This is a genomic window from Mycobacterium shunyiense (genome assembly GCF_058270035.1).
Map to the genome: position 1 here is coordinate 177,469 of NZ_JBZDPT010000047.1, position 25,418 is coordinate 202,886.

Genomic DNA, 25,418 nt, shown 5'->3' on the forward strand with positions numbered 1-25,418 from the left:
CCGCTACGGGGTGATCTTGGTCTGCTCGTCGATGACCTTGGCTGCGTCGATCACCACATCCTTCTGCCCCTCGGGGGCCTCGGCGTTGAGTTGCAACACGAACAGGGCGTCGTTGCCGGGGATGACCACGGTCTTCTGGGCGATCACGCGCGCTTCGCCGTTGTGCGTGTAGGTGCCGGCTGACCGGACCGCCTCGAAGCCGCCCAGCGTGGCCTTCTCGGGGTCCATGACCGACTTGTAGCCCGGCAGGTTCTGCGACATCCCTGGCGCGTACTCAAGGACCTCAGCTGCATCCACGTCGCCGGTCAGCTTCGATGCGATGGCGATGATGGCCGGTGGATCGGCGGGATCCACCGGCTTGTCGTAGACGATGGCGCCGTAGGCCCAGGCGGGCGTCTTGTCCCCCGCGCTGCTCCAGTCCGGAGGGAACGGGAAGTCGAAATCCGGTGTGCCGGGCTCGTCGGGTTTGAACGGCGTCTCGGCGATCTTGTTCTCGGTGATGTAGTCGTTGATCGTCTTGTTCGGACCGGTGATGTTGGGCCGCTCCGCCGCGGCACTCGTGGTCGTCGCCGCCGAGGTGGCACCGGAGGAGGTTGTGGGCTCGGTCTTGGTGTCGGTCCCACAACCGACAAGCGAAATGCCCACGCCGACCGCCACCAAGCCCGCCAAGAGCTTTTTCATGCGCGGCCTCGCCTTCCGTGTCGTTGGCCCCTGTCCGCACCTGGACACCGAGGCTACGCACCGGCCGGCATGTTTCGCAGCAAAACCCGAGATGCTCTGGGCCTCGGGTGAGTTCAGGAGGGCAACGCGTCGAACTGGCGCACCGCCACGATCGGCAGCGCGACGATGCCGACGATGACCACACCGGCCAGGCCATAGAGGCACCACGCCGCCACCTCGCTGCCCGTCGCCATCAGATAGGTGGCCAGCCCGATGGCCGCTGCTCCCAGCCCGATGGCGCAGACGAGCGCGAGGATGCATCGCAGCCACAGCGCCTCGGCCGCCGCGGCAACGCCGTTGCCCGCGGTGTAGCGGCTCATCTCGACCGGCGCAGCACGGTAGCTGCCCCCGATCGGGCGTGGTGAGCGGGCCGGCGGCTGGGGCCGGCGTCCGGGCTGGCGGTTGTCGGCCTGAGCTCGGGCCCGCAACAGTAGCGGCACGGCCCCGGCGATCACCAGCACCGACAGACCGATCACGGTGTACAGCACCCAGGGGACGTCAGCATTCTCGGAGCCCTGTGGATGGCTGCGGCCCAGGTCCACCAGGGCGACCACGGCCGCCACTCCGGCACCCAGCGCCGCGAGCCACACCGCGGCGCAGGCGCCCAGCAAAACCCGGTCGGTGGTCTCGAGTTCGCTGATGGGCCCGGACATCAGCAGGCAGTCTGAGCGGAGTTGTTGGCGTTGGACGAGAGCACCGTGCCGTCGCTCGCCGTGATCGAGCAGTTCAGTCTGCTGACCAGGAACAGGCTGGAGGCCTCGACCGAGCCGACGTCCGAGTTGGAGATGGGGGTCATCGTGAAGGTCCACGGGATGTAGACGTTGCGCAGGGTGCGCCGGTTTCCGTTCCCGTCGACGTAGGTGATCGTGATGATGTCACCCGGCGCCTTGGTCCCCGTCACCGAATAGGTCACCTGACGCGGTCCGGCATGCGTGGTGGTGGTGGTCGGCGGGGCCGACGATGTACCCGGGGCCGGCGGAGGTGCCTCGGTGGGCGCAGGCGCCGGCGGGGGTGGCTCGGTCACCGTCACGGTCTCCGGAGGCGGCGGGGGCGGCAGTTCCTCGGACGTGGGAGGTGGCGGGGGTGGCGGAGGCGGAGTCGTCGTGGTGATCTCGTCCTGCACCGGCGGCGCCGACGTGGTGGTGCTCGGCTTCGGGGTGGCCAGGTTGGCCGTGTCCTCATCCCGGGTGACCAGGACGGCCACCGAGGCCACGAGGGCGACCGCGGCGATGATCGCGGTGACACCGACCACCCACGGCCAGCGCGGCGGTGGGGCCGTGTCGACCAGTTCGGTCGCCGGGTCGTAGTCGTCGTAGTCGTAGAGCGCCACATCGGCGGGCACGTAAGGCCCACTGGTGAACTGCTCCGACTCGGGCGCGGAGTATGCCTGCGAGTAGAACTCGGTCTCGCCGCCATCCGCGTCAGCGCCCGACACCGGAGTCCGATCCTCGGGTGCGGAATGTTTTCCGGGTTGATCCGGCAAATCAGAACCGGAGGCACCCGGTTCCGGGGGATTCGGCCCGCTCATCTACGCCTATCCTTCTCGACAACTTCACTGCCACCTGGATCGACCGAAACCGTTCGCAAGTGACAGTGCCCCGGCAACATTACCGAACGACGTGAAGCCGGCGAGTCCGGCGCTGCCGGTGGCGGATGAAGTGACGGCCCGATTGTGACCTTGGCCAGGCCACAACCGGCACGTCCGGACGGGTCAGTGCTTCTCAGGACCCCAGTAGTACTCGAAGACCAGGCCGCTGACTGCCATCAGCACGAAGCAGATACCGGCCACGATCAGCCAGGGAAGCCACAGGGCGGCACCCACGGCGGCGACCGAGAAGGACAGCGCGATCAGGATCGGCCACCAGCTGTGCGGCGAGTAAAAGCCAAGTTCGCCTGCGCCGTCGCTGATCTCGGCATCTTCGTAGTCCTCGGGGCGGGTGTCGAGACGTCGCGCCACAAAGCGGAAAAAGGTGCCGGTGATCAAGGTCAGGCCGGTGGTGAGCACCAGCGCTGTGGTGCCGGCCCACTCGACGCCGCCGGTGGCGAACATCGCCGTCAACACGCCGTAGACCACCGCCGACAGCGCGAAGAACGCCGTGAGGATCTCGAACAGTCGAGCTTCAATATGCATTGCGTGTAGCCCCTACTTGCTCGCCTGCGGTGCCTGCTCACCGCGTCGGGTATCGAACGGGTGCGTGGTGGTGGCCAGCGGCGGCTGGTTGATGGCCGCCAACGCCTGGGCATTGGTCTTGCCCGCGTTGCGCTGGTCGATGTAGGCCTTGAAGTCATTGGGTTCGACGACCCGGACCTCGAAGTTCATCATCGAGTGGTAGGTGCCGCACATCTCGGTGCAGCGCCCGACGAAGGCGCCGGTCTGCTCGATCTTGCTGACCTGGAAGATGTGGTCCGAGTGGTTGGCCACCGGCTCGGGCATCACGTCGCGCTTGAAGAGGAATTCCGGCACCCAGAAACCGTGGATCACATCCGCGGAGTTGAGCTGGAACTCGATGCGCTTGCCCACGGGGAGCACCAGCACCGGGATCTCGGTGGAGGTACCCAGGGTCTCGATCTTGTCGAAGTTCAGGTAGGTGCGGTCCTCCGGGTTGAGACCCCGGATCGCGCCGACCCGCTCTTCACCGTGGGCGTCCTTGCCCTCGGGCTTGGACGTCATCGCGCCCTTGCGCTCAGCGTCGACACCGTCGTAATCGAACGTGCCGTCGGCGTAGTCGATCTTCTGGTAGCCGAACTTCCAGTTCCACTGGAAGGCGGTCACGTCGATGACGACCTCGGGGTTCGGGTCCTTGTGCAGCATGCGCTCCTGGACCACCACGGTGAAGTAGAAGAGCACCGAGATGATGAGGAACGGGACGACCGTCAGCACCAGCTCCAGCGGCATGTTGTAGCCGAACTGGCGCGGCAGCTCGGTGTCGCCCTTCTTCTTCCGGTGGAATGCACTCGACCAGAAGATCAGAGCCCACACGATGGCGCCCACCACGAAGGACGCAATCACGGAGCCGATCCACAGCTCTCGGTTGAGTTTGCCCTCCGGAGTGATTCCGGTCGGCCAACCGAGCGCGAGTGCGTCCTGCCAGCTGCAGCCGCTCAGCAAGAGCGCTGAGCCACCCAGGACAATGGTCAACAACGCCGCTCGGGCCACCTTCTTAAGCCCGCGAGGTGTCACGTTGGCGCCTCCTAGATCGGTATTTCGCGACCGCGACCGGTCGTTGTTTTGCGAATACTACGCAGCGTAGACCACGCCGGTCCACGGGAGCGAAGCGACTCGGGAATGGGATCGCAACGCGAGCTGAGCAGCCGACGCAGCCACGCGGGTGGTGGTCTCGGGGAGCCGCCGGATCAGACATACTGACGCGGTGTGTGGACTGCTCGCCTTGGTAACTGACCCAGCCCAATCCACCCAGGGTGACGCCTCCCCCGACGCCGGATCGCAGCTGGTCGACGCGGTGGCCGGCGCCTCCCACCTGATGCGTCACCGCGGGCCCGACGAGCCCGGTACGTGGGCCGACACCAGCGGCGACGCCACTGTGGTGCTCGGTTTCAACCGGCTGTCGATCATCGACATCGCGCACAGTCACCAGCCGTTGCGCTGGGGACCCGCCGACGAGCCGGACCGCTACGCACTCGTCTTCAACGGTGAGATCTACAACTACCTGGAACTGCGTGAAGAGCTACGCGGCGCCGGTGCCGTATTTCACACGGACGGCGACGGCGAGGCCATCGTCGCCGCGTACCACCACTGGGGCGCAGACGCGCTGAATCGGCTGCGCGGCATGTTCGCATTCGCCGTGTGGGACACCGTCGAGCGGGAATTGTTCTGTGCCAGGGACCCGTTCGGCATCAAACCGCTGTTCATGGCCACCGGGCCGGGCGGCACCGCGGTGGGCAGCGAGAAGAAGTGCCTGCTCGGCCTGGCCGACATTCTCGGGCTGGACCTGAGCATCGACGAGCGGGCGGTGCAGCACTACACCGTGCTGCAGTACGTACCCGAACCCGAGACGCTGCACCGCGGCATCCGCCGCCTGGAGTCGGGCAGCTACGCGCGCCTGAAGCCCGGCGGCCGTCCCGAGGTGACCCGCTACTTCTACCCGAAATTCAATGCGGTGCCGTTCGTCAAGGGCGCCGAGCAGTCCCGCTACGACGAGATCACCGCCGCCCTGGAGGATTCCGTCGCCAAGCACATGCGTGCCGATGTGACGGTCGGCGCGTTCCTGTCGGGCGGCATCGATTCGACGGCCACCGCGGCGCTGGCGATGCGCCACAACCCCCGGCTGATCACCTTCACGACCGGATTCGAGCGGGAGGGCTTCTCCGAGGTGGACGTGGCCGTCGCGTCCGCCGAGGCCATCGGCGCCCGGCATGTCACCAAGGTGGTCAGCCAGGCAGAGTTCGTCGAGGCGCTGCCCGAGATCGTCTGGTACCTGGACGAACCGGTGGCCGACCCGGCCCTGGTACCGCTGTTCTTCATTGCCCGCGAGGCCCGCAAGCACGTGAAGGTGGTGCTGTCCGGCGAGGGTGCCGACGAGTTGTTCGGTGGCTACACGATCTACCGGGAGCCGTTGTCGCTGCGGCCTTTCGACTATCTGCCGCGTCCGGTGCGCAAATCGCTGGGCAAGGCGTCCAAACCACTGCCTGAGGGCATGCGCGGCAAGAGCCTGCTGCACCGCGGTTCGCTGACGCTCGAGGAGCGCTATTACGGCAATGCCCGCAGCTTCTCCGATGAGCAGCTGCGGGCGGTGCTTCCGGGCTTCCGGCCGGAATGGACGCACACCGACGTCACTGCCCCGATATACGCCGAATCGCGGGGCTGGGATCCGGTGGCCCGCATGCAGCACATCGATCTGTTCACCTGGCTGCGCGGCGACATCCTGGTCAAGGCGGACAAGATCACCATGGCCAACTCACTGGAACTGCGGGTGCCCTTCCTGGACCCCGAGGTGTTCGCGGTCGCGTCCCGGCTGCCCGTCGATCAGAAGATCACCCGCTCGACCACCAAATACGCGCTGCGCCGGGCACTGGAACCGATCATTCCGGCCCATGTGCTCAATCGGCCCAAGCTGGGCTTCCCGGTGCCGATCCGGCACTGGCTGCGCGCCGGAGAGCTGATGGACTGGGCCTACGCGATGACGGCGTCGTCGCAGGCCGGGGCGTATGTCGACCTCGCTGCCGTGCGCACCATGCTCGACGAGCACCGCAGCGGCGTCAGCGATCACAGCCGCCGGTTGTGGACCGTACTGATCTTCATGCTGTGGCACGCCATCTTCGTCGAGCACAGCGTGACCCCGCAGATCAAGGAACCGCACTACCCGGTACAGCTCTAGGCGCGATCAGTCCCCCGCAAGCGGGCGGTGCCCCCAGCAAAACTGCCCCGAAACCGATGGTTTCGGGGCAGTTTGCGTCTGTTCGGCAGGCTAGTTGCCGAGCGCCTTGCCGATCTCGGCACCGGCCTCGGCACCGTAGGCATCGGTCAGGCGCTGCACTGCTTCGGCCGCATCCCAGGTCCACTCCTGGGGACCGGTCGCTTCGAGCACCAGCACCGCGACCAGGGAGGCCAGCTGCGCGGAGCGCTCCAGGCTCAATCCGGCGCTGCGCCCGGTCAGGAAGCCGGCCCGGAAGGCGTCGCCGATACCGGTCGGGTCGGCCTGATGCTTCTCCGGCACGACGCCGACGTGTACGAACGTGCCGTCGGAGCTGACCAGATCGACGCCCTTGGCACCGAGGGTGGTGACGCGCATGCCGATCTGGCTCATCACCTGCGCCTCGCTCCAGCCCGATTTCTGGAGCAGCAGGTCCCACTCGTAGTCGTTGGTGAACAGATAGGTGGCGCCGTTGATCAGCTTGCGGATCTCGTCACCGGAGAGCCGGGCCAGCTGCTGGGACGGGTCGGCGGCGAAGGCCAGGCCGAGCTTGCGGCACTCCTCGGTGTGCAGGAACATCGCCTCGGGGTCGTTGGCACCGACGATCACCAGCTCGGGCTTGCCGACGCGGTCCACCAGATCGGCCAGGGAGATGTTGCGCGCCTCGGACATCGCACCCGGGTAGAACGAGGCGATCTGGGCCATGTCCTCGTCGGTGGTGCAGACGAAGCGGGCGGTGTAAGCGCTGTCGGAGATCAGCACGTTGCCGCAGTCGACGTTGGCGCCTTCCAGCCAGGTCCGGTACTCGGCGAAATCCTGGCCTGCGGCGCCCACCAGCGCGACATCGCCGCCGAGGGCGCCGATCGCGAAGGCCATGTTGCCCGCGACTCCCCCACGGTGGATCACCAGATCGTCGACCAGGAAGCTCAGCGACACCTTCTGCAGGTGGTCGGCCAGCAGTTGCTCGGAGAATTTGCCCGGGAACCGCATCAGGTGGTCGGTCGCGATGGATCCGGTAACTGCGATGGTCACGTAGTGTCACCCCTCATTTCGTTAAGTCGGCTACATAACAGTACCCGCGTGGGCCTTCCGGCGATCTGCGCGCACAGTCGCACCTCGTGGGTTGCGCTAACCTGCGTATAACCGTATTCCCGGTCACCGTAGACGGCTGACCCACCTCCAGATCACGCGGGGAGCGTCATTTGATGACTGGTTCTTACCAGTGCCCCGAGCACATTCCGCCCCAGCCCTATCCCGAGCCGGTGCCGACCGAACCGTCGGCATATCCCGGGACGCTCCCGCCGCCGGTGCCCTACCCCACACGACGGCGCTGGCCCAAGATTCTGGCGGCGCTGCTGGTGGTGGCGGCACTGGGAGGGGTGCTGACGGCGGTGCTGGTCGCGGGCCGGCGTGGACCCGCGGCACCGGTGGTGGTCTCCGACGCGCGGGCACAGGCCGCGATCCAGGAGTACCTCGACGCGCTGCTCGACGGGGACGACGAAACCATTGCGCGGCACACGCTGTGCGGGCTGTACGACGGGGTCAAAGATCGCAAGGCAGACCTCGCAGTGGCCGGCCTGGCCAGCGACGCATTTCAGAAGCAGTTCAGCCACGTCGAGGTGACAGGCATCGACGCGAATGTGCCGTGGTCCACCACGCAGGCCCAGGTGCTGTTCACCATGCGGGTCGCACCGGCCAGCGGGTCGACCCGAGGCCAAAGCTCCAGCGGCCAGGAACAGCAGGGCGTGGCACAGCTACTGGTGCAGAAAGACGGGAAGAACGAGCACGTTCTGGTGTGCTCGTATGTACTGCGCACCAGCGGTCAGTACTGACCGCTGGGCGTCAGCTCACGTCAGTTGAAGGAGTCGCCGCAGGCGCAGGAGCCGGTGGCGTTCGGGTTGTCGATCGTGAAGCCCTGCTTCTCGATGGAGTCGACGAAGTCGATGGTGGCGCCCTGGACGTACGGCGCGCTCATCCGGTCGACGACCAGCCTCACGCCGCCAAACTCGGCATTGAGGTCACCGTCGAGGGTGCGGTCATCGAAGAACAGGTTGTAGCGCAGGCCGGCGCAGCCGCCCGGCTGAACCGCGATACGCAGCGCGAGGTCGTCGCGGCCTTCCTGGTCCAGCAGCGCCTTCGCCTTCGTCGCCGCAGCGTCGGACAGGGTCACACCGTGGGTTTCGGTGGAGGTGGCGTCCTGAACAGTCATAGCTCTCCCTAAACATCCCTGGGCATCAAGGAAACGCGAGGACGTACCGCGCGTCTACTACCTCAACGGTACCTTGTTCCGACGCTATTCCCGACTTATCCACAGGCCGGGGCATGTGGCCGGGTCACCTGCGGCGGGCAGTAACCTGGCAGTCGTGAAGCTGCTGGGCCGCAAGAAGGACAACGAAGGCGAATCCGCCGGAACCGACCAGGTCGTCAACGGGTCGGCCGCACCGACCGCCGAATCAACGGCCGGTGCTGCGACCTCAGGCACCGCCCCCAAGGGCAGGCCGACACCCAAACGCAACGAGGCGAGCAAGCGGCGCGGCCCGGTCGCACCGGCACCGCTGACCTCCGCCGAGGCGCGGCAGCGCCGCAAGGAGCTGCGCGGGCCCAAGCTGTCCAAGGAAGAACGCAAGATCGAGCGGCTCACCCGCCGGGCCGACATGTCCGATCGCCGCGAGAAGATGATGGCCGGCGAGGAGTCCTACCTGCTGCCCCGCGACAAGGGCCCGGTTCGCCGTTATGTCCGCAACATCGTCGACTCCCGCCGCAATGTGCTGGGCCTGTTCATGCCCGCCGCCCTGGCGATGATCTTCTTCATGCTTGCGCTGCCGTCGCTGAAGTTCCAGCAGATTCTGTCCTACGCGATGCTGATCCTGGTCGTCATCATGCTCATCGACGGGTTCATCGTCGGCCGCAAGGTGAATCACATGGTGGACGAGAAGTTCCCCGACAACACCGAAAGTGGTTGGAAGCTCGGGCTTTACGCAGCCAGCCGGGCGTCGCAGCTGCGCCGCATGCGCGCGCCGCGGCCGGCGGTCGAACGCGGCGACAAGATCTCTTGATGCCATTCCAGGCGGCCTGAGGAGTGCGCACCCTGGTGCTCGGCGGTATCCGCTCGGGTAAATCGCAGTGGGCCGAGGCGGCGATCGCCCGTACTGCCGGGGAGGCACCGGTGTGCTACCTGGCCACCGGGCCCGGCGGCGACGGTGATCCCGCCTGGGCCGACCGCGTGAGCGCACACCAGGTGCGTCGGCCCGCGCACTGGCACACCGTGGAGACCTCTGATCTGTCCGGGGCTCTGAACTCCGGCGCGGGCGAGATTCCGGGCACCGCAACACTCGTCGACGACATCGGTGGCTGGCTGACCGCGACCATGGACCGCCTCGGCGCCTGGACCGGATCACCCGTGGACCGCGAAGTCGACGTCCTTGTGCAGGCGGTGGACGCGTTCACCGCTCCCCTGGTCCTGGTCAGCCCCGAGGTCGGGCTCACGGTGGTGCCTGCCACCGAGGCGGGACGCCGGTTCGCCGATGAACTGGGCACGGTCAACCAGCGTCTGGCCGCTGTGTGCGACCGCGTGGTGCTGGTGGTGGCCGGCCAACCGCTCACGGTGAAGGAGCCGTCATGACGCAATTGGACGAGGCCTTCGCCGCGGTCTCTGCACCAGATGCCGAGGCGGCCGCGGCGGCACGAGCCCGCCAGGCCCGGCTCACCAAACCGCCCGGCTCCCTCGGTCGGCTGGAAGACCTCGCGGTCTGGGCGGCCTCGTGTCAGGGCGTGTGCCCGCCGCGGGCGCTCACCCGGGCCCGCGTGGTGGTGTTCGCGGCCGACCACGGGGTCACCGCCGCAGGCGTTTCGGCTTTTCCGGCCGCGGTGACCGGACAGATGGTGGCCAACTTCGACGCGGGCGGCGCCGCGATCAACGTACTGGCCGAGGTGGCCGGGGCCACGGTCCGTGTCGCCGACATGGCCGTCGACTGTGACGAGCCGCTGTCCCCCGCGGTCGGCGCCCACAAGATCCGCCGCGGCTCGGGCAACATCGCGGTCGAGGATGCCCTCACCGAAGAGGAAGCGGTCGCGGCAATCTCGGCAGGGCGCCAAATCGCCGACGAAGAGATCGATGCCGGGGCCGATCTGCTGATCGCCGGCGATATGGGAATCGGAAACACCACGGCAGCAACAACTTTGGTGGCAGCACTGACTGGAACCGAACCTGTCGTGGTCGTCGGCCGAGGCACCGGTATCGACGACCAAGGCTGGATGCGCAAGACCGGCGCGGTACGCGACGCGCTGTACCGGGCCCGATCGGTGACCAGCGATCCGGTGGGTCTGTTGCGGGTGTGCGGCGGTGCCGACCTGGCCGCGATGGCCGGGTTCCTGACCCAGGCCGCGGTGCGACGCACCCCGGTGCTCCTGGACGGCATGGTGGTGACGGCCGCGGCGCTTGTGGCCGAGAAGCTGGCACCGGGTGCGCAGGCGTGGTGGCAGGCGGGCCATCGGTCGACCGAACCGGCTCACAGCCTGGCGCTGTCACAGCTGGGACTGGAGCCGATCGTCGACCTCGGCATGCGTCTGGGCGAAGGTACCGGCGCCGCGGTGGCGCTGCCGATCGTGCGGGCTGCGATCGCCACCCTGGCCTCGATGGCCACCTTCGACGAGGCCGCAGTGGCCGGATCGCTCGAATCAACATCATGATTTCCGCGCTCGGCGGGGCGTTCGCATTCGGCACGGTGCTACCGGTGCGAACTTCGGCCGGCATCGGTCGAGGCGCCCTCACCGCGCTGCCCGTGGCCGGCCTCATGCTGGGCGCGCTCGCGGCCGCGGTGGTGGCCGGCGGCCAGTGGGCCTTCGGCACCGGTGGTGCACTACCCGGCCTCCTGGCGGTGGCGGTGCTCCTGCTGGCCACCCGCGGGCTGCACATCGACGGGTTCTGCGACACCGTCGACGGTCTTGGGTGCTACGGCCCGCCGGAACGGGCACTGGCGGTCATGCGTGACGGTTCGGCGGGGCCGTTCGGCGTCGCCGCGGTCATCGTGGTGATCGGTTGTCAGGCAATGGCATTCGCTCAACTCAGCGCGGTCGCCGTCGTCGTCGCCGTCACCGCCGGACGCGTCGCGGCGGTCGTCGCCTGCCGCCGTTCGGTGCCCGCCGCGGCGGGCAGCTCACTGGGTGGCGCGGTGGCCGGCACCCAGCCGGTGGCCGTAGGGGCGGCCTGGGTGGGCGCCGTTGCTGTCCTGGCCGCATGGGCGGGTCCCCGGATGTGGCAGGGCCCGGCCGTGGTGCTGGTGACCGTGGGCTGTTCGGCGCTGCTGGTCGCCCACTGCGTGCGACGGTTCGGTGGCATCACCGGTGACGTGCTGGGCGCCGCCGTCGAGGTGACGACGACGCTGACCGCGCTCGGGCTGGCGATCGGCTAGTTCAGCCGCGCCATCCAGCCGTGCGTATCGGCGAAGGTGCCGCGCTGGATCCCGGTCAGGGTGTCACGCAGGGCCATGGTGATCTCGCCCGGTTGTCCGTCGGCGATGGTGAACTCGCCGTCGGCGTGTTTCACGTGGGAAACCGGGGTGATCACCGCGGCCGTACCGCAGGCGAACACCTCGGTGATCTCACCCGCGGCGGCCTTCTTCTGCCACTCGTCGACATCGATCTTGCGTTCCTCGACCGCGAATCCGGCATCGGTTGCCAACTGCAGCAACGAGTCTCGCGTGATACCCGGCAGCAACGAGCCGGACAGCTCCGGGGTGACGAGCCGGGCCGAACCACCACTGCCGAAGACGAAGAACAGGTTCATCCCGCCCATCTCTTCGACGTAACGGCGCTCGATCGCGTCCAACCACACCACCTGGTCGCACCCGTTGTCGGCGGCCTGCGCCTGCGCGAGCAGCGAGGCCGCGTAGTTGCCGCCGAACTTGGCCGCACCGGTGCCACCGGGTGACGCGCGCACGTACTCGTGCGACAGCCACACGCTGACCGGCTTGATACCGCCCTTGAAGTACGCGCCGGCCGGCGAGCCGATCACCAGGTAGCGGTACTCGTTGGCCGGGCGCACGCCCAGGCCCGGCTCGGTGGCGATCACGAACGGCCGCAGGTACAGCGACTCCTCACCGCCGGCCGCGGGCACCCACGCCTCGTCGACCGCGATGAGCCGGCGCAGCGACTCGATGAACACGTCCTCGGGAAGTTCCGGGATGGCCAGCCGCCGCGAAGACGCCTGCAGCCGCGCGGCGTTGGACTCCGGCCGGAAGGACACGATCGAGCCGTCCGCCCAGCGGTAGGCCTTGAGCCCTTCGAACACTTCCTGCGCGTAGTGCAGCACGATGGCCGAGGGGTCGAGCTCGATCGGCCCGTACGGGACCACCCGCGGGTCGTGCCAGCCCTGTCCGGCGGTGTAGTCGATGGCCACCATGTGGTCGGTGTGGTATTTGCCGAAGCCTGGGTTGGCCAGGATGGAGTCGCGTACCGCATCGGTCGCCGGATTCGCGTTGGCTGAAACCGTGAACTCGAGATGGCCGCTAGTCATGCAGCGATTGTATCGCCCGGTCGCTAGCCCATTTCCCCGCGGGAGCAGGAGCTCAGCGGGTGTGCGGGGCCACGAACGGCGGCTTGACCACTTCGCATTCGACGGCGCGGCCACGCACGTCCACACTCACCAGCTGCCCGTCGGCGATGTCGTTGGCGGTGTCGATGAGCGCCAGCGCGATACCGACTTTCAGTGACGGCGAGAACGTTCCCGATGTCGTGGTCCCGATCCGGGTGTCCCCGTCGAGCACCGCGAGATCGGCGCGCAGCACTCCGCGGCCGACGGCCTTGAGGCCGCGCAGCACACGAGCCGGCCCGGCCTCCTTCTCGGCCAGCAGCGCGTCGCGGCCCCAGAACGCGTCCTTCTTCCATCCGATCGCCCAGCCGCAGCGGGCCTGCAGCGGCGAGATGTCCAGCGACAGTTCGTGTCCGTGCAGCGGATAGCCCATCTCGGTGCGCAGGGTGTCGCGGGCACCCAGGCCCGCGGGCTCGCCGCCGGCTGCGCGCACGGCCGCCACCAGTGCGTCGAACACCACGCCGGCGCGGTCCCAGGCCGGCAGCAGTTCGTAGCCGTGCTCGCCGGTGTAGCCGGTGCGGCACACCCGGACGAACACGCCGTCGTATTCGGCATCGGCGTAGCCCATGTAGTCCATGTCGGTGGGCAACCCGAGCGCGTCGAGCACCTCGGCGGACTTCGGCCCCTGCACGGCCAGCACGGCGTAGGAGCGGTGCTCGTCGGTGATGGTCAGCCCGTCGGGGGCGTTCTTGCGCAGTTCGGCGACGACAGCCGCGGTGTTCGCGGCATTGGGCACGAGGAAGATCTCGTCGTCGGAGACGTAGTAGGCGATCAGGTCGTCAATCACGCCGCCCGACTCGGTGCAGCACAGGGTGTACTGCGCTTTACCCGGTCCGATCCGGTTCAGGTCGTTGGTGAGGGCCGCGTTGACGTAGGCCGCCGCACCCGGCCCCTTGACCAGTGCCTTGCCGAGGTGGCTGACGTCGAACAGGCCGACGGACTCACGCGTGGCGTTGTGCTCGGAGACGGTCCCGGCGTAGGACACCGGCATCAGCCATCCGCCGAACTCGGCGAAACTGGCCCCCAGTTCGCGGTGGCGGTCTTCCAACGGTCCGTGCAGCAGGTCGTCACTCACGAGTTCACCCTAAACCGCACGCCTGATCCCACCACCAAACTGCACACTTACCTGGTGGTCGATTTCGATGCGCTGGAATCCGGCGGGATCGCCGACGCCCGCAGGCGCGCCCCGCTCATCGAGTATCTGGACGGTCTCGGGTTCACCGCCGAGGAGATGATCGAGGCCGAATCCCGCGGCCGGCTGTTCGGCCTGGCCGGCGATGTCCTGCAGTGGTCGGGGCCGCCGGAGTACTGCCTGGCCGATGTGGCCGCGATGATCGGGGTTCCGCTGGCCGACGTGGAACGCGCGTGGGCAGCGCTCGGCCTGACCGTCGCCGGATGCGACGTAAAGACTCTGAGCACGGCCGACGTGGAGGCGCTGCGCACCTGGGCCGAGATGCGCGTGCTGGTGGGAGACGTCGAGGCCACCGGGTTGCTTCGAGTGGTGGGTTCGGGCATGGCGAGGTTGTCCGAGGCCATCTCGTCGATGAGCCGGGCCGGCACCCCCGACATCCAGCTCGAGCATTCCCATGACGAGCTCACCACCGCCAAGGCCTACCGGGCCGCGGCCCGGTTCATTCCCCGCATCGGCTCGATGATCGACGCCGTGCACCGTCACCATCTGATGAGCACACGGCGTTACTTCGAGCACGTCCTGCAGGAGGGATCCTCAGGCGTGTTGTGTGGCATCGGTTTTGCCGATCTTTCCGGTTTCACCGCACTCACCCAGATGCTGACCACCACCGAACTGTCGGCCCTGCTCAACGAGTTCAGCTCGACGAGTTCCGACATCGTCCACGCCCGCGACTGCCGGGTGGTGAAGTTCATCGGCGACGCCGTGATGTGGGTGGGTTACGAACCCGAACAGCTGGCTCAGGTGGCCGTCGACCTGGTCACGCACCCGCGGGTACGTGAGACGGGCCTGCACGTGCGGGCAGGAGTGGACTTCGGTCCCGCGCTAGCCATCGGCGGCGACTACTTCGGCAACACCGTCAATCGCGCGGCGCGGCTGGTGGGCATCGCGCCACCCAGCCAGATCCTGGTGTCGGAGTCCCTGCACGATCTCCTGCCGCGCCGACAGTTCGCCGCGGCGCAGGCGCTGACCCTGAAAGGGTTCGACGCACCGGTCACGGCGTATCCGCTCGCCGGACTCTAGGGTGAACGGGGTGAGCAGCGCACCCGGCTACCAGGCCCCCACCGTCACTGTCAGCTCGTCGTTGCCCCGCAAGGGGGTCGCCGAGGCCGTCCTCGTCATCGGCGTCGTCAGCGACGACGCCGGGCCCAAGGTCCTGGCCGTGGGGCCCTACCTCGATGACGACGCGGTCGCCGCCGTGGAATCCAGCCTGCAGGCGCTGGGAGCCACCGGCGGCGAGGGCCAGACGCACCGCCTGGTGGTCGCGTCGCTTCCGGTTGCCAGCGTGCTGACCGTCGGCCTGGGTAAGCCGCGCGACGAGTGGTCGGCCGACACGATTCGCCGGGCCGCCGGCACCGCAGCACGCGCGTTGGACAAGGTCGCCACGGTGGTGACGTCGCTGTCGGCGATCGACCTGGAGGCGGCCGTCGAGGGATTGATCCTGGGCGCCTACCGATTCAGTGACTTCCGCAGCGCCAAGACCGCACCCACCGATGCCGGGTTGACCGCGATCACCGCGCTGGCCGCCGACACCAAGGCCGCCACCAAGGCGGAAGCGCAGCGCGCGGTGGACATCGCTTCGGCGGTCGCGACGGCCCGGGATTTCGTCAACACCCCGCCGAGCCACCTTTTTCCGGACGAATTCGCCAAGCGCGCAAAGGCTTTGGGTGAGGACGCCGGGCTTGAGGTCGAGGTGCTCGACGACAAGGCTCTGGCCAAGGCCGGCTACGGCGGCATCGTGGGTGTCGGCAAGGGATCGTCGCGCCCGCCGCGCCTGGTGCGGTTGACCCACCGGGGCGCAAAGGGCAAGAAGGCCAAGCGCGTCGCGCTCGTCGGTAAGGGCATCACGTTCGACACCGGCGGCATCTCGATCAAGCCGGCCGCCAACATGCATCACATGACCTCGGACATGGGTGGCGCCGCCGCGGTCATCGCGACCGTGGTGCTGGCCGCCAGGCAGAACCTGCCGATCGAGGTGATCGCTACCGTGCCGATGGCCGAGAACATGCCGTCGTCGACCGCGCAACGCCCGGGCGATGTGCTGACCCAGTACGGCGGGATCACCGTCGAGGTGCTCAACACCGACGCCGAAGGTCGTCTGATCCTGGCCGACGCGATCGTGCGTGCGTGCGAGGACGAGCCGGATTACCTGATCGAGACCTCCACCCTGACGGGCGCGCAGACCGTGGCCCTTGGTTCCCGCACGCCGGGCGTGATGGGTAGCGACGAATTCCGCGACCGGGTGGCGACGCTGTCGCAGTCCGTCGGCGAGAACGGCTGGGCCATGCCGTTGCCCGAGGAACTCAAGGACGACCTCAAGTCCTCGGTGGCGGACCTGGCCAATGTCAGCGGGTCCCGCTACGCCGGGATGCTGGTGGCGGGCACGTATCTCCGCGAGTTCGTCGCCGACGGGGTCCAGTGGTCGCACATCGACATCGCCGCCCCGGCTTACAACACCGGCGGCCCTTGGGGTTACACACCCAAGGGCGGCACCGGAGTGCCGACGCGGACGATGTTCGCGGTCCTGGAGGATATCGCCGACAACGGCTGATCATGTTCCCGCCCAACGTGAACAAGATGGCGAGATTTCTTCGGAGCCTCGCGATCTTCTTCACGTTGGGCGCAGCTCTCGCCGGCTGTTCGGGAACGTCGAACCCGCCGCCGGGGGCCTCCACGAGTGCGGCCGCACCGTCGACGCACCCGGCCGCGCCGGCGACCCCCGCCGGAGCGCAGCCCCGCCTGGCGCCGGATCCGGCTCGGCTGGCGCAGGATCTCATCGCCGACGAGCGTGCCCTCCGTGCTCCGTCGACGCCGGAGACGACGCTGACACAGGCGGCCCGGCGTCAGCAGGTCGCCTACCGCGCGATCGGCCGCCACCCCGAATGGGACGCGATCATCCGGCCCCGCATCCCCGCGGAACTGGTCGCGTTCTACGACCACAACGTCGATGCGCGTCGGCAACTCGCCACGCTGGCCGAACCCAAGGACACGCTGCCTGCGTGGCGCATCAACCCGCCGGCTCCGGCTGAGCTGCTCCTGGACGCGTACCGCGAGGCCGAGGCGGCCTCCGGCGTGGGCTGGAATTACCTCGCGGCGATCAACCTGATCGAGACACACTTCGGCAGCGTCACCGGCGACAGCTCGGCCGGCGCGCAGGGGCCGATGCAGTTCATGCCCTCCACGTTCGCCGCGTACGGCCTGGGCGGCGACATCCACTCACCCCGCGACAGCATCATGGCCGCCGGAAATTACTTGGCCGCCAACGGTTTTTCCCACGACCCCGACCACGCCCTGTTCCGGTACAACAACGCCGACGAGTACGTGCGAGCGGTCACCGACTACGCCGCCGCGATGGCCGCCGATCCGGCGGCTTTCGGCGCGTTCTACCGCTGGGATGTGTATTACGTCTCCACCGCAGGGGACGTGCTGCTGCCCATCGGGTACGCCGCCGAGTCTCGGATATCCGTCGGCGAGTATCTGACGGCCCACCCGCAGTAGCGGTCTACAGCGACCCCGACCGCGCCACCCGGCGCAGCGCCGAGGGCACCAGCCGTGCCACGCCGTAGGCGGCATAGGCCTCCGGGGTGACGGGGCGGATCGCCTTGTCCTTGCGGACCGCGGCGACGATGGCCTTGGCCACCTTGTCCGGCCCGTAGCGCCGCGCGGCGAAGGCCTTCTTGGTCGCCGCGCGCAACTGCTCCACCTGGTCCTGCTTTTCGGCAGGGACGTCGAAGCGGGTGGTGTCGATGATGTTGGTGTCGATCATGCCCGGGCAGATCGTCGTCAAACCGACTCCCGCCGCGTCCAATTCGGCGCGCAGGCAGTCGGAGAACATGAACACCGCGGCCTTGCTGGTCGAGTAGGCGTTCATCGAAGCCGACGGCGAATAGGCGGCCATCGAGGCCACGTTGACGATGTGGCCACCGGTACCCCGGTCGACGAGGCGTCGGGCGAATGACCTGCAGCAGTTGACGACTCCCCCGAGGTTCACATCGAGCACCCGGTCGAACTGCTCGGCCGGGGTGTCGAGGAACTTGCCGCCGTGGCCGATTCCGGCGTTGTTGACCACCACGTCGGGCACGCCGTGGGTGCTGCAGACCTGCTCGACGAAGCTTTCCACGGCCTCGGCGTCGGACACGTCGAGTCCGTAGGCGTGGGCCACGCCACCGCGCGCGGCGATCTCGTTGGCGGTGGCCTTGGCCGAAGCCTCGTCGATATCGCTGACCACCAGTTCGGCGCCCTGTGCGGCGAAGGCCAGGGCGGTGGCACGGCCGATGCCGCTGCCCGCACCGGTCACCGAAACCAGTGTGTCGCTGAAGGGATCACGCGAGCGGTCGACCTGAGCACGCCGCAAGGCGCGGGAGGCCGGGGCACCCTCGATGTGATCGATCAGATCGGCTGTCGCGTTGGCGATGGCCCGCCAGTGTGAGAACGGCGCCCAGTGGCCGGCTTTCAGGTCACGGCGCCACAGCAGCGGCACCCACTTAGACGACTCGTCGTAGCCGTGTCCACGCACCACGGGATCGTGGTCGTTGCAGATCAACTGCACGGGCACCGTCACATAGTGATCGCTCCGCAGAGTCGTGAACGAGCGAATCGCATTGGCGCGGTAGATCTTCAGGCCGTTCGCCGCATCGGTGTCAAGCGCCTCGGACTGGAATTTGGGGCCCGCGGTGTCGATGGCCTGCAGTCGACGCGCGGCACCGCGCCGCATCAGGACCGGCGCGACGACGGGGACCGAGAAGGGGATCCAGTAGCTGAACCGCGAGGCCAGGTTCACCGCCTTGGCGAACCGGATGGGCCGGTACGGGCGGGCGAGCCGGCCGCGCACGAACGACCCGTAGTGGTCGGTGCTGGGTCCCGACACCGACGTGAAGGACGCCACCTTCTCAGAGGCCTCGGGCCGGCTCAGGTACTCCCATACGCCGACCGAACCCCAGTCGTGGGCCAGCACGTGCACGGGGCGGCCGGGGCTCACCGCGTCGATCACCGCAGACAGGTCGTCGGCGAATCGGTCCATCCGGTAGGCCCTGACCGCCTTGGGGACATCCGAGGCCCCGGCGCCGCGGTTGTCGTACCGCACGATGTGGAAGCGGTCCTCGAGTTCGCCCGTGACGCCGTTCCACAGCACGTGCGAGTCCGGCCAGCCGTGGGCCATCACCAGCGTGGGGCGCTGCCGGTCCCCTTGTTCGTAAACCGCGATACGGGTTCCGTCCGAACTGTCGACGAAGCGCTGCATAGTCCATCCTCCACGAGGTACCTGTGACGAACAGTATCCAATACCGGAGGTACCGGTTGCCTCGACTCTAACGGTCGTCGAGTTCGCGGTACACGGCGCGCTGCCGTTCGATGCGTCGACGCGCATCGTAGTCCCGCATCCGTTGCGGATATCCGACCTTCTGCACGTCGTACACGGGGATCTGCAAACGCTCGCTGAGCTTCCGCGCACCCGCCTCGCCACCCGTGCGCCGCCGCGTCCATTCCCCGTCCGCAGCAACGAGCACGACCGTCACCTCCGTGACGGTGGTGCGGGGTTCGACGAATGCCTCGACTCCGACATGCTCGGCCACCCAACGTTGCAGATACTGCAGGTCCCCGGCCTGGTCGCTGCCGGATCCGCGCGCCGACCGGTTTCGGCGAAACGTATCGAACAGGCCCAACGGACGGATCTCCTCAGCTCTGGGGAAGTTCGACGAACCGCCCTGCAAACCCTCACTCGATAGTGCCAGAGGATCGGCAACCCTGAGTGAGTGCGAATGTTGCTGCAGTGACAGGATGGTTCCGACAATCCACCTAGGTGCCGTACCCAGTGCACCTAGCTGTGGTAAGCCAGAGTTCGAGTCGTCACAAGTGACCGTCCGAGGAGTCAATACATGGCCATCTCCGTCCAGATGCCCGCGCTAGGTGAGAGCGTCACCGAGGGGACCGTCACCCGCTGGCTGAAACAAGAGGGCGACACCGTCGAACTCGACGAGCCACTGCTGGAGGTGTCCACGGACAAGGTCGACACCGAGATCCCGTCGCCCGCCGCGGGTGTGCTGACGAAGATCGTCGCCCAGGAGGACGACACCGTCGAGATCGGTGGCGAGCTCGCGGTCATCGGCGAGGCCGGCGAACAAGCCTCGGCAGCGCCCGCCTCGGAGCCAGAAGCCAAGCCGGAACCCGAGCCGCAGCCCCAGGCCACCGAGCCCTCGGCCGCGCCGGCCGAGACTGCTGCCCCGGAGCCCGCCGCCCCGGCACAGCCTGCCCCGTCCGCCCCGGCTCCTGCCGCCTCCGGGTCGGCCACCACCGTCGTGATGCCTGAGTTGGGCGAGTCGGTCACCGAGGGCACCGTCACCCGCTGGCTCAAGAAGATCGGCGACTCGGTCGGCGTCGACGAGCCGCTCGTCGAGGTGTCCACGGACAAGGTCGACACCGAGATCCCGTCCCCGGTGGCCGGCACCCTGCTGGAGATCACCGCCGAAGAGGACGACACAGTGGCCGTCGGCGGCGAGCTGGCGAAGATCGGTGACGCCTCCGCGGCGCCGGCCGCTGCTCCTGCTCCCGAAGCACCCGCTCCCGAAGCGAAGCCTGAACCGAAACCGGAGCCCAAGCCCGAACCGAAACCAGAGCCGAAGCCCGAGCCCAAGGCCGAGCCCAAGGCCGAGCCAGCCCCTGCCGCGCAGGCGCCCGCGGCCCCGGCGGCAGCCGGAGACGGCTCGCCGTACGTCACCCCGCTGGTGCGAAAGTTGGCCGCGGAGAACGGTGTCGACCTGGCATCGGTGAAGGGCACCGGTGTCGGCGGACGCGTCCGCAAGCAGGATGTGCTCGCCGCGGCCGAGGCCAAAAAGGCTCCCCCGGCTCCGGCCGCACCGGCGGCCCCTGCCGCGGCCGCACCCGCCGCCGCGTCGGCGGCCCCGTCCCCGGCGTTGGCGCACCTGCGCGGAACGACGCAGAAGGCCAACCGGATTCGCCAGATCACCGCGAAGAAGACGCGGGAATCGTTGCAGGCGACTGCGCAGTTGACCCAGACCCACGAGGTCGACATGACCAAGATCGTGGCGTTGCGGGCCCGGGCGAAGGCAGATTTCGCCGAGCGCGAGGGTGTCAACCTCACCTATCTGCCGTTCATCGCCCGCGCCGTCATCGATGCGTTGAAGATCCACCCGAACATCAACGCGAGCTACAACGAGGACACCAAGGAGATCACCTACTACGACGCCGAGCACCTCGGCTTCGCGGTCGATACCGATCAGGGTCTGCTCTCTCCGGTGATCCACAACGCTGGTGATCTGTCGCTGGGCGGGTTGGCGCGTGCCATCTCCGACATCGCGGCTCGGGCCCGGTCGGGCAACCTCAAGCCAGACGAGTTGTCCGGTGGCACGTTCACCATCACCAACATCGGCAGCCAGGGCGCGCTGTTCGACACCCCGATCCTGGTGCCGCCGCAGGCGGCGATGCTGGGCACCGGGGCGATCGTCAAGCGTCCGCGGGTGATCTCCGACGAGTACGGCAATGAGTCGATCGGTGTGCGCTCGGTGTGCTACCTGCCGCTGACCTACGACCACCGGCTGATCGACGGCGCAGATGCCGGCCGGTTCGTGACCACCATCAAGCGCAGGCTCGAAGAAGGTGCTTTCGAGGCCGACCTCGGGCTGTAAACGCCGTTAGGAGGGGCTCCCCACTGTGGCGGACGCCGTCATCGCGATAGCGGGATCATCCGGTCTGATCGGTTCGGCGCTGGTGTCAGCGCTGCGCGCTGCCGATCGCCGGGTGCTCCGGATCGTACGCAGGGCACCATCGAACGGCGACGAGCTGTTCTGGAATCCCGACACCGGCGAGTTCGACGCCGGCGCGCTGAATGGCGTGGACGCGGTGGTGAACCTCTGCGGCGTCGGCGTCGGCGACAAACGGTGGTCGGGCGCCTTTAAGCAGAGCCTGCGCGACAGCCGGATCGGCCCCACCGAGGTGCTGGCCGGGGCGGTGGCCGATGCCGGGGTGCCGGTGCTGATCAATGCCAGCGCGGTCGGCTACTACGGCGACACCCGGGACCGGGTGACCGACGAGTCCGCGCCCGAAGGGCGCGGTTTCCTTGCCGGGCTGTGCGCAGACTGGGAAGCGGCGACCGCGCCGGCCGTCGCCGCCGGCTGTCGGGTGGTGCTGCTGCGTACCGGGCTGGTCATGTCCCCGTCGGGCGGCATGGTGAACCGGCTCAAGCCGCTGTTCTCTCTCGGCCTGGGCGCCAGGCTGGGCAACGGCAGGCAGTACATCCCGTGGATCAGCCTTGAGGACGAGGTCCGCGCGGTGCTGTTCGCGATGACGACCGAAAGCCTGTCCGGACCGGTCAATCTCACCGGTCCGGCCCCGGTGACCAATGCCGAGTTCACCGCCGCACTGGGCCGGGCGCTCAACCGGCCCACCCCGGTGATGGTCCCGGGATTCGCGCTGCGCACGCTGCTCGGCGAGATTGCCGACGAGGGACTGCTCATCGGCCAGCGCGCGATCCCCGCCGCCCTGGAGCGGGCCGGCTTCAGCTTCCACCACAACACCGTCGGCGAGGCATTGACATATGCCACCGCCGCACCCGAGGATTAGCGAGCCGACGTAGCCCGGTAGTCCTCGATCACCGTCATCGCCTCGTCGAAGCCGCGGTTCATATGAGTCAGCGAAATCGCGATGTCACCGCCGGCCAACCGTCGGTTGGCCCCGCCCAAACGACCGGCCAACCGTCGGTTGGCCCCGCCCAAACGACCGGCCAACGTCGTCGACGGGAACCGTTTCGGGTCTGCCAGACGCAGCATGATGAATTTCTGATAGCGGTCCTTGAACACCGACACATCGACGATCTCGTCCCACGGGATGACCGTCTCCGACCACCGCTTGTAGTAGATGCCGTCGGAGGCGACCCGGACCTGCTCGCTGCGGTCGAATAGCCCGACCACCGCGATGACCGTCAGGATCAGGGAGATCAGGCAACTGGCCCCACCGAGTACCCGGTACAGCAGCGAAAGCTCGGCGTTGAGGGTCATCCAGGCCGAAATCGCTGCGAAAAGCGGTGTGAACAGCAGCAGCATCAAGAGTCGCCAGAGCGAATTGCGGGCGGAAAACGTCGGCACTGTCCGACGATATCGGGCGCAAACCCCTGCGCCGGGCAGCAATTTTGCGCGCGAGTAGCGTGGACGATCATGGCAGCATCCATCCGCTCGGCGACTGCTCCGGTGGCGGTGCGGCAGCTGGGGACGATCGATTACGAAGCCGCCTGGGAACTACAGCGCGAGATCGCCGATGCCAGGGTGGCCGGTGGGCCCGACACTCTGCTGCTGCTGCAACACCCGGCTGTCTACACCGCCGGCAAGCGCACCGAGCCACACGAACGTCCGGTGGACGGCACTCCCGTCGTCGACACGGACCGCGGAGGCAAGATCACCTGGCACGGCCCCGGACAGTTGGTGGGCTACCCCATCATCGGGCTGACCGAGCCGCTCGACGTGGTGAATTTCGTTCGGCGCCTTGAGGAAGCACTCATCACCGTGTGCGCGGATCTCGATCTGCAGACGGGCCGGGTCGAGGGACGGTCGGGCGTGTGGGTCGCCGGTGACGGGCTGCGCCCGGCCCGCAAGGTCGGCGCGATCGGCATCCGGGTGTCCCGGGCGACGACGCTGCACGGGTTCGCGCTGAACTGTGACTGCGACCTGTCGGCGTTCTCGTCGATCGTGCCGTGCGGAATCGCGGATGCCGGTGTGACATCGCTGACGGCAGAACTCGGTCGTCGCATCACCGTCGAGGACGTCACCGACCGCGTCGCCGCCGCCGTGTCCGACGCGCTCGACGGACGCCTGGAAGTAGCGCTGAACGTAGGATGAACCAGTGACTGTGGTGCCTGAAGGTCGGAAGCTGCTGCGTCTGGAAGTGCGCAACGCGCAGACGCCCATCGAACGCAAGCCACCGTGGATCAAGACCAGGGCCAAGATGGGTCCGGAGTACACCGAGCTCAAGGGTCTGGTTCGCCGCGAAGGTCTGCACACGGTGTGCGAGGAGGCGGGTTGCCCCAACATCTTCGAATGCTGGGAGGACCGGGAAGCCACGTTCCTGATCGGCGGCGAGCAGTGCACCCGCCGCTGTGACTTCTGCCAGATCGACACCGGCAAGCCGGCCGATCTGGACCGCGACGAGCCGCGCCGGGTCGCCGAGAGCGTGCAGGCGATGGGGCTGAAATACTCGACCGTGACCGGGGTGGCCCGTGATGATCTGCCCGACGGCGGGGCGTGGCTGTACGCGGAGACGGTCCGTCAGATCCATGCCCTGAACCCGAACACCGGCGTGGAGTTGTTGGCCCCGGACTTCAACGGAGAGCCCGCACAGCTTGAAGAGGTTTTCGAGTCGCGCCCAGAAGTGTTCGCGCACAACGTCGAAACCGTGCCGCGCATCTTCAAGCGCATTCGTCCGGCGTTCCGCTACGACCGCAGCCTTGCGGTCATCACCTCTGCCCGCGACTTCGGTCTGGTCACCAAATCGAACCTGATCCTCGGGATGGGCGAGACGATCGACGAGGTGCACACCGCACTGCGCGACCTGCACGACGCGGGCTGCGACATCGTCACCATCACCCAGTACCTGCGGCCCTCCCCCCGCCACCACCCGGTCGAACGCTGGGTCCACCCTGACGAGTTCGTCGAGCTGTCGAGCTATGCCGAGGGCCTGGGATTCGCCGGTGTGCTGGCCGGACCACTGGTCCGTTCGTCCTACCGCGCGGGCCGGCTCTATGCCCAGGCCGCGCGGGTTCGGTTCGCGGATCAACCCCCCGTATCCTGAGTTAATGGCGAAAACCCGCAATGCCGCAGAAACCAAGGCGGCAAAGGCCGAGGCGAAGGCTGCCCGCAAGGCGGCCTCGAAACAGCGGCGCAGTCAGCTGTGGCAGGCATTCCAGATCCAGCGCAAAGAGGACAAGCGCCTGCTGCCGTACATGATCGGCGCGTTCGTGCTGATCGTCGCTGCCGCTGTGGTCGCCGGCCTGCTCATCGGCGGGTTCACCATGTACACGATGGTCCCGCTCGGTGTGGTGCTCGGCGCGCTCGTCGCGTTCATCATCTTCGGCCGCCGGGCCCAGAAGTCGGTGTACAAGAAGGCCGAGGGCCAGACGGGTGCCGCGGCCTGGGCACTGGACAACCTGCGTGGCAAGTGGCGGGTCACCCCCGGCGTCGCCGCGACGGGTCATTTCGACGCAGTGCACCGGGTGATCGGTCGTCCCGGTGTGATCTTCGTCGGTGAGGGTTCGGCCACCCGGGTCAAGCCACTGCTGGCGCAGGAGAAGAAGCGCACCGCTCGCCTGGTCGGCGAGATCCCGATCTACGACATCGTCGTCGGCAACGGCGAGGGCGAGGTGCCGCTGTCGAAGCTGGAGCGCCACCTGAACAAGCTGCCGGCCAACATCACCGTCAAGCAGATGGACTCGATCGAGTCCCGGCTCGCCGCACTGGGCACCAAGTCCGGTCCGGCCGGGATGCCCAAGGGTCCGATGCCCGCCGGCGCGAAGATGCGTGGCGTGCAGCGCACGGTGCGTCGGCGCTAG

Annotated in this window: 26 protein-coding genes; 14 read left to right on the top strand and 12 right to left on the bottom strand. The window is 67.9% G+C overall.

The features are described 5' to 3' along the window. Positions 1 to 3: 3 nt before the first annotated feature. The 5 genes from lpqN to ctaC form a co-directional block, all read right to left on the bottom strand. Complete coding sequence (gene lpqN / locus AC4ELS_RS28050) at positions 4 to 681, bottom strand: envelope biogenesis lipoprotein LpqN (protein WP_448443207.1); 678 nt, start codon at positions 679 to 681, stop codon at positions 4 to 6. Between the two features lie 113 nt (positions 682 to 794). Further along, positions 795 to 1,373 (bottom strand): DUF2561 family protein, encoded by a 579-nt coding sequence (locus tag AC4ELS_RS28055; RefSeq protein WP_448443209.1) that lies wholly within the window; start codon positions 1,371 to 1,373, stop codon positions 795 to 797. Further along, positions 1,373 to 2,248: an MmpS family transport accessory protein gene (locus tag AC4ELS_RS28060; protein WP_448443211.1), complete on the bottom strand. Its 876-nt coding sequence runs from the start codon at positions 2,246 to 2,248 to the stop codon at positions 1,373 to 1,375. Before AC4ELS_RS28060 ends, AC4ELS_RS28055 begins: the two co-directional genes overlap by 1 nt. 183 nt (positions 2,249 to 2,431) lie before the next feature. Beyond that, positions 2,432 to 2,851: a cytochrome c oxidase subunit 4 gene (ctaF, locus tag AC4ELS_RS28065; RefSeq protein ID WP_064884224.1), complete on the bottom strand. Its 420-nt coding sequence runs from the start codon at positions 2,849 to 2,851 to the stop codon at positions 2,432 to 2,434. A gap of 12 nt (positions 2,852 to 2,863) precedes the next feature. Continuing rightward, on the bottom strand, positions 2,864 to 3,901 hold the full coding sequence (gene ctaC, locus AC4ELS_RS28070) for an aa3-type cytochrome oxidase subunit II (protein ID WP_064884222.1): 1,038 nt from the start codon (positions 3,899 to 3,901) through the stop codon (positions 2,864 to 2,866). Positions 3,902 to 4,091: 190 nt separating this feature from the next. Between ctaC and asnB the strand changes: the two genes are divergently transcribed. Then, positions 4,092 to 6,056 carry an asparagine synthase (glutamine-hydrolyzing) gene (asnB, locus tag AC4ELS_RS28075; RefSeq protein ID WP_064884219.1) on the top strand — a complete coding sequence of 655 codons (1,965 nt, stop codon included), beginning with the start codon at positions 4,092 to 4,094 and terminating at the stop codon, positions 6,054 to 6,056. A 90-nt stretch (positions 6,057 to 6,146) separates the two neighbouring features. On the opposite strand, the gene AC4ELS_RS28080 is transcribed toward asnB, so the two are convergent. After that, positions 6,147 to 7,124: a carbohydrate kinase family protein gene (locus AC4ELS_RS28080; RefSeq protein ID WP_055115086.1), complete on the bottom strand. Its 978-nt coding sequence runs from the start codon at positions 7,122 to 7,124 to the stop codon at positions 6,147 to 6,149. A gap of 173 nt (positions 7,125 to 7,297) precedes the next feature. Between AC4ELS_RS28080 and AC4ELS_RS28085 the strand changes: the two genes are divergently transcribed. Further along, complete coding sequence (locus AC4ELS_RS28085) at positions 7,298 to 7,924, top strand: Rv0361 family membrane protein (protein WP_499050237.1); 627 nt, start codon at positions 7,298 to 7,300, stop codon at positions 7,922 to 7,924. A gap of 20 nt (positions 7,925 to 7,944) precedes the next feature. Here the strand turns inward: AC4ELS_RS28085 and AC4ELS_RS28090 are convergent, their stop codons facing one another. Continuing rightward, on the bottom strand, positions 7,945 to 8,301 hold the full coding sequence (locus AC4ELS_RS28090) for a HesB/IscA family protein (RefSeq protein ID WP_064884215.1): 357 nt from the start codon (positions 8,299 to 8,301) through the stop codon (positions 7,945 to 7,947). A gap of 154 nt (positions 8,302 to 8,455) precedes the next feature. Here AC4ELS_RS28090 and AC4ELS_RS28095 point away from each other — a divergent pair, with 154 nt between their 5' ends. From AC4ELS_RS28095 to AC4ELS_RS28110, 4 genes are read left to right on the top strand one after another with little or no spacing between them, the layout of a single operon-like run. Then, positions 8,456 to 9,148 (top strand): DUF3043 domain-containing protein, encoded by a 693-nt coding sequence (locus AC4ELS_RS28095; protein ID WP_064884235.1) that lies wholly within the window; start codon positions 8,456 to 8,458, stop codon positions 9,146 to 9,148. A gap of 23 nt (positions 9,149 to 9,171) precedes the next feature. Next, the gene (locus AC4ELS_RS28100) at positions 9,172 to 9,714 is read left to right on the top strand and encodes a bifunctional adenosylcobinamide kinase/adenosylcobinamide-phosphate guanylyltransferase (protein ID WP_064959983.1); all 543 of its coding nucleotides are present in this window, start codon (positions 9,172 to 9,174) and stop codon (positions 9,712 to 9,714) included. Then, entirely contained in the window at positions 9,711 to 10,781 is a 1,071-nt protein-coding gene (gene cobT / locus AC4ELS_RS28105) for a nicotinate-nucleotide--dimethylbenzimidazole phosphoribosyltransferase (protein ID WP_448443221.1), read from the top strand. The genes AC4ELS_RS28100 and cobT overlap by 4 nt, the downstream gene beginning before the upstream one ends. Next, positions 10,778 to 11,503, top strand: a complete 726-nt coding sequence (locus tag AC4ELS_RS28110) for an adenosylcobinamide-GDP ribazoletransferase (RefSeq protein WP_448443222.1) — start codon at positions 10,778 to 10,780, stop codon at positions 11,501 to 11,503. Before cobT ends, AC4ELS_RS28110 begins: the two co-directional genes overlap by 4 nt. Here AC4ELS_RS28110 and AC4ELS_RS28115 read toward each other — a convergent pair. After that, entirely contained in the window at positions 11,500 to 12,606 is a 1,107-nt protein-coding gene (locus AC4ELS_RS28115) for a branched-chain amino acid aminotransferase (RefSeq protein WP_064959980.1), read from the bottom strand. The two genes, AC4ELS_RS28110 and AC4ELS_RS28115, sit on opposite strands and share 4 nt — an antisense overlap. Before the next feature lie 52 nt (positions 12,607 to 12,658). Continuing rightward, positions 12,659 to 13,756 (bottom strand): glycine cleavage system aminomethyltransferase GcvT, encoded by a 1,098-nt coding sequence (gene gcvT / locus AC4ELS_RS28120; RefSeq protein ID WP_448443224.1) that lies wholly within the window; start codon positions 13,754 to 13,756, stop codon positions 12,659 to 12,661. A 54-nt stretch (positions 13,757 to 13,810) separates the two neighbouring features. On the opposite strand from gcvT, the gene AC4ELS_RS28125 reads away from it, so the two are divergent. From AC4ELS_RS28125 to AC4ELS_RS28135, 3 genes are read left to right on the top strand one after another with little or no spacing between them, the layout of a single operon-like run. Continuing rightward, positions 13,811 to 14,893 (top strand): adenylate/guanylate cyclase domain-containing protein, encoded by a 1,083-nt coding sequence (locus AC4ELS_RS28125; RefSeq protein WP_055115105.1) that lies wholly within the window; start codon positions 13,811 to 13,813, stop codon positions 14,891 to 14,893. A 10-nt stretch (positions 14,894 to 14,903) separates the two neighbouring features. Next, a complete protein-coding gene (locus AC4ELS_RS28130; protein ID WP_448443226.1) occupies positions 14,904 to 16,421 on the top strand; it encodes a leucyl aminopeptidase in 1,518 nt (505 codons plus the stop codon). Positions 16,422 to 16,447: 26 nt separating this feature from the next. Continuing rightward, positions 16,448 to 17,368 carry a lytic transglycosylase domain-containing protein gene (locus tag AC4ELS_RS28135; RefSeq protein ID WP_448443228.1) on the top strand — a complete coding sequence of 307 codons (921 nt, stop codon included), beginning with the start codon at positions 16,448 to 16,450 and terminating at the stop codon, positions 17,366 to 17,368. A gap of 4 nt (positions 17,369 to 17,372) precedes the next feature. Here AC4ELS_RS28135 and AC4ELS_RS28140 read toward each other — a convergent pair whose 3' ends face one another. Together AC4ELS_RS28140 and AC4ELS_RS28145 are read right to left on the bottom strand one after the other, a co-directional pair. Then, positions 17,373 to 19,109 (bottom strand): SDR family oxidoreductase, encoded by a 1,737-nt coding sequence (locus AC4ELS_RS28140; RefSeq protein ID WP_499050242.1) that lies wholly within the window; start codon positions 19,107 to 19,109, stop codon positions 17,373 to 17,375. A 67-nt stretch (positions 19,110 to 19,176) separates the two neighbouring features. Beyond that, positions 19,177 to 19,530, bottom strand: coding sequence for an oxidoreductase (locus tag AC4ELS_RS28145; protein WP_448443230.1), 354 nt, complete (start codon positions 19,528 to 19,530; stop codon positions 19,177 to 19,179). A 213-nt stretch (positions 19,531 to 19,743) separates the two neighbouring features. On the opposite strand from AC4ELS_RS28145, the gene sucB reads away from it, so the two are divergent. Together sucB and AC4ELS_RS28155 are read left to right on the top strand one after the other, a co-directional pair. Further along, on the top strand, positions 19,744 to 21,510 hold the full coding sequence (gene sucB / locus AC4ELS_RS28150) for a 2-oxoglutarate dehydrogenase, E2 component, dihydrolipoamide succinyltransferase (RefSeq protein ID WP_499050245.1): 1,767 nt from the start codon (positions 19,744 to 19,746) through the stop codon (positions 21,508 to 21,510). 25 nt (positions 21,511 to 21,535) lie between these two features. Continuing rightward, the gene (locus AC4ELS_RS28155; RefSeq protein ID WP_498886338.1) at positions 21,536 to 22,444 is read left to right on the top strand and encodes a TIGR01777 family oxidoreductase; all 909 of its coding nucleotides are present in this window, start codon (positions 21,536 to 21,538) and stop codon (positions 22,442 to 22,444) included. On the opposite strand, the gene AC4ELS_RS28160 is transcribed toward AC4ELS_RS28155, so the two are convergent. Beyond that, positions 22,441 to 22,965 carry an STM3941 family protein gene (locus AC4ELS_RS28160; protein ID WP_499050247.1) on the bottom strand — a complete coding sequence of 175 codons (525 nt, stop codon included), beginning with the start codon at positions 22,963 to 22,965 and terminating at the stop codon, positions 22,441 to 22,443. The two genes, AC4ELS_RS28155 and AC4ELS_RS28160, sit on opposite strands and share 4 nt — an antisense overlap. A gap of 69 nt (positions 22,966 to 23,034) precedes the next feature. On the opposite strand from AC4ELS_RS28160, the gene lipB reads away from it, so the two are divergent. The 3 genes from lipB to AC4ELS_RS28175 are packed head-to-tail and all read left to right on the top strand — an operon-like array spanning position 23,035 to position 25,418. Beyond that, entirely contained in the window at positions 23,035 to 23,712 is a 678-nt protein-coding gene (lipB, locus tag AC4ELS_RS28165; RefSeq protein ID WP_499050250.1) for a lipoyl(octanoyl) transferase LipB, read from the top strand. Between the two features lie 4 nt (positions 23,713 to 23,716). Continuing rightward, positions 23,717 to 24,661, top strand: a complete 945-nt coding sequence (lipA, locus tag AC4ELS_RS28170; protein ID WP_064884192.1) for a lipoyl synthase — start codon at positions 23,717 to 23,719, stop codon at positions 24,659 to 24,661. Between the two features lie 4 nt (positions 24,662 to 24,665). Continuing rightward, a complete protein-coding gene (locus AC4ELS_RS28175) occupies positions 24,666 to 25,418 on the top strand; it encodes a DUF4191 domain-containing protein (RefSeq protein WP_064884190.1) in 753 nt (250 codons plus the stop codon).

What these genes read in the sequence shown, in the direction of transcription:
- AC4ELS_RS28055 (WP_448443209.1), bottom strand. Translation starts at nt 1,373, where the DNA reads ATGTCCGGGCCCATCAGCGAACTCGAGACCACCGACCGGGTTTTGCTG.
- sucB (WP_499050245.1), top strand. Translation starts at nt 19,744, where the DNA reads ATGGCCATCTCCGTCCAGATGCCCGCGCTAGGTGAGAGCGTCACCGAG.
- lipB (WP_499050250.1), top strand. Translation starts at nt 23,035, where the DNA reads ATGGCAGCATCCATCCGCTCGGCGACTGCTCCGGTGGCGGTGCGGCAG.
- AC4ELS_RS28135 (WP_448443228.1), top strand. Translation starts at nt 16,448, where the DNA reads ATGGCGAGATTTCTTCGGAGCCTCGCGATCTTCTTCACGTTGGGCGCA.
- AC4ELS_RS28175 (WP_064884190.1), top strand. Translation starts at nt 24,666, where the DNA reads ATGGCGAAAACCCGCAATGCCGCAGAAACCAAGGCGGCAAAGGCCGAG.
- AC4ELS_RS28115 (WP_064959980.1), bottom strand. Translation starts at nt 12,606, where the DNA reads ATGACTAGCGGCCATCTCGAGTTCACGGTTTCAGCCAACGCGAATCCG.
- AC4ELS_RS28140 (WP_499050242.1), bottom strand. Translation starts at nt 19,109, where the DNA reads ATGCAGCGCTTCGTCGACAGTTCGGACGGAACCCGTATCGCGGTTTAC.
- cobT (WP_448443221.1), top strand. Translation starts at nt 9,711, where the DNA reads ATGACGCAATTGGACGAGGCCTTCGCCGCGGTCTCTGCACCAGATGCC.
- ctaF (WP_064884224.1), bottom strand. Translation starts at nt 2,851, where the DNA reads ATGCATATTGAAGCTCGACTGTTCGAGATCCTCACGGCGTTCTTCGCG.
- AC4ELS_RS28110 (WP_448443222.1), top strand. Translation starts at nt 10,778, where the DNA reads ATGATTTCCGCGCTCGGCGGGGCGTTCGCATTCGGCACGGTGCTACCG.
- AC4ELS_RS28090 (WP_064884215.1), bottom strand. Translation starts at nt 8,301, where the DNA reads ATGACTGTTCAGGACGCCACCTCCACCGAAACCCACGGTGTGACCCTG.
- AC4ELS_RS28085 (WP_499050237.1), top strand. Translation starts at nt 7,298, where the DNA reads ATGACTGGTTCTTACCAGTGCCCCGAGCACATTCCGCCCCAGCCCTAT.
- AC4ELS_RS28060 (WP_448443211.1), bottom strand. Translation starts at nt 2,248, where the DNA reads ATGAGCGGGCCGAATCCCCCGGAACCGGGTGCCTCCGGTTCTGATTTG.
- lpqN (WP_448443207.1), bottom strand. Translation starts at nt 681, where the DNA reads ATGAAAAAGCTCTTGGCGGGCTTGGTGGCGGTCGGCGTGGGCATTTCG.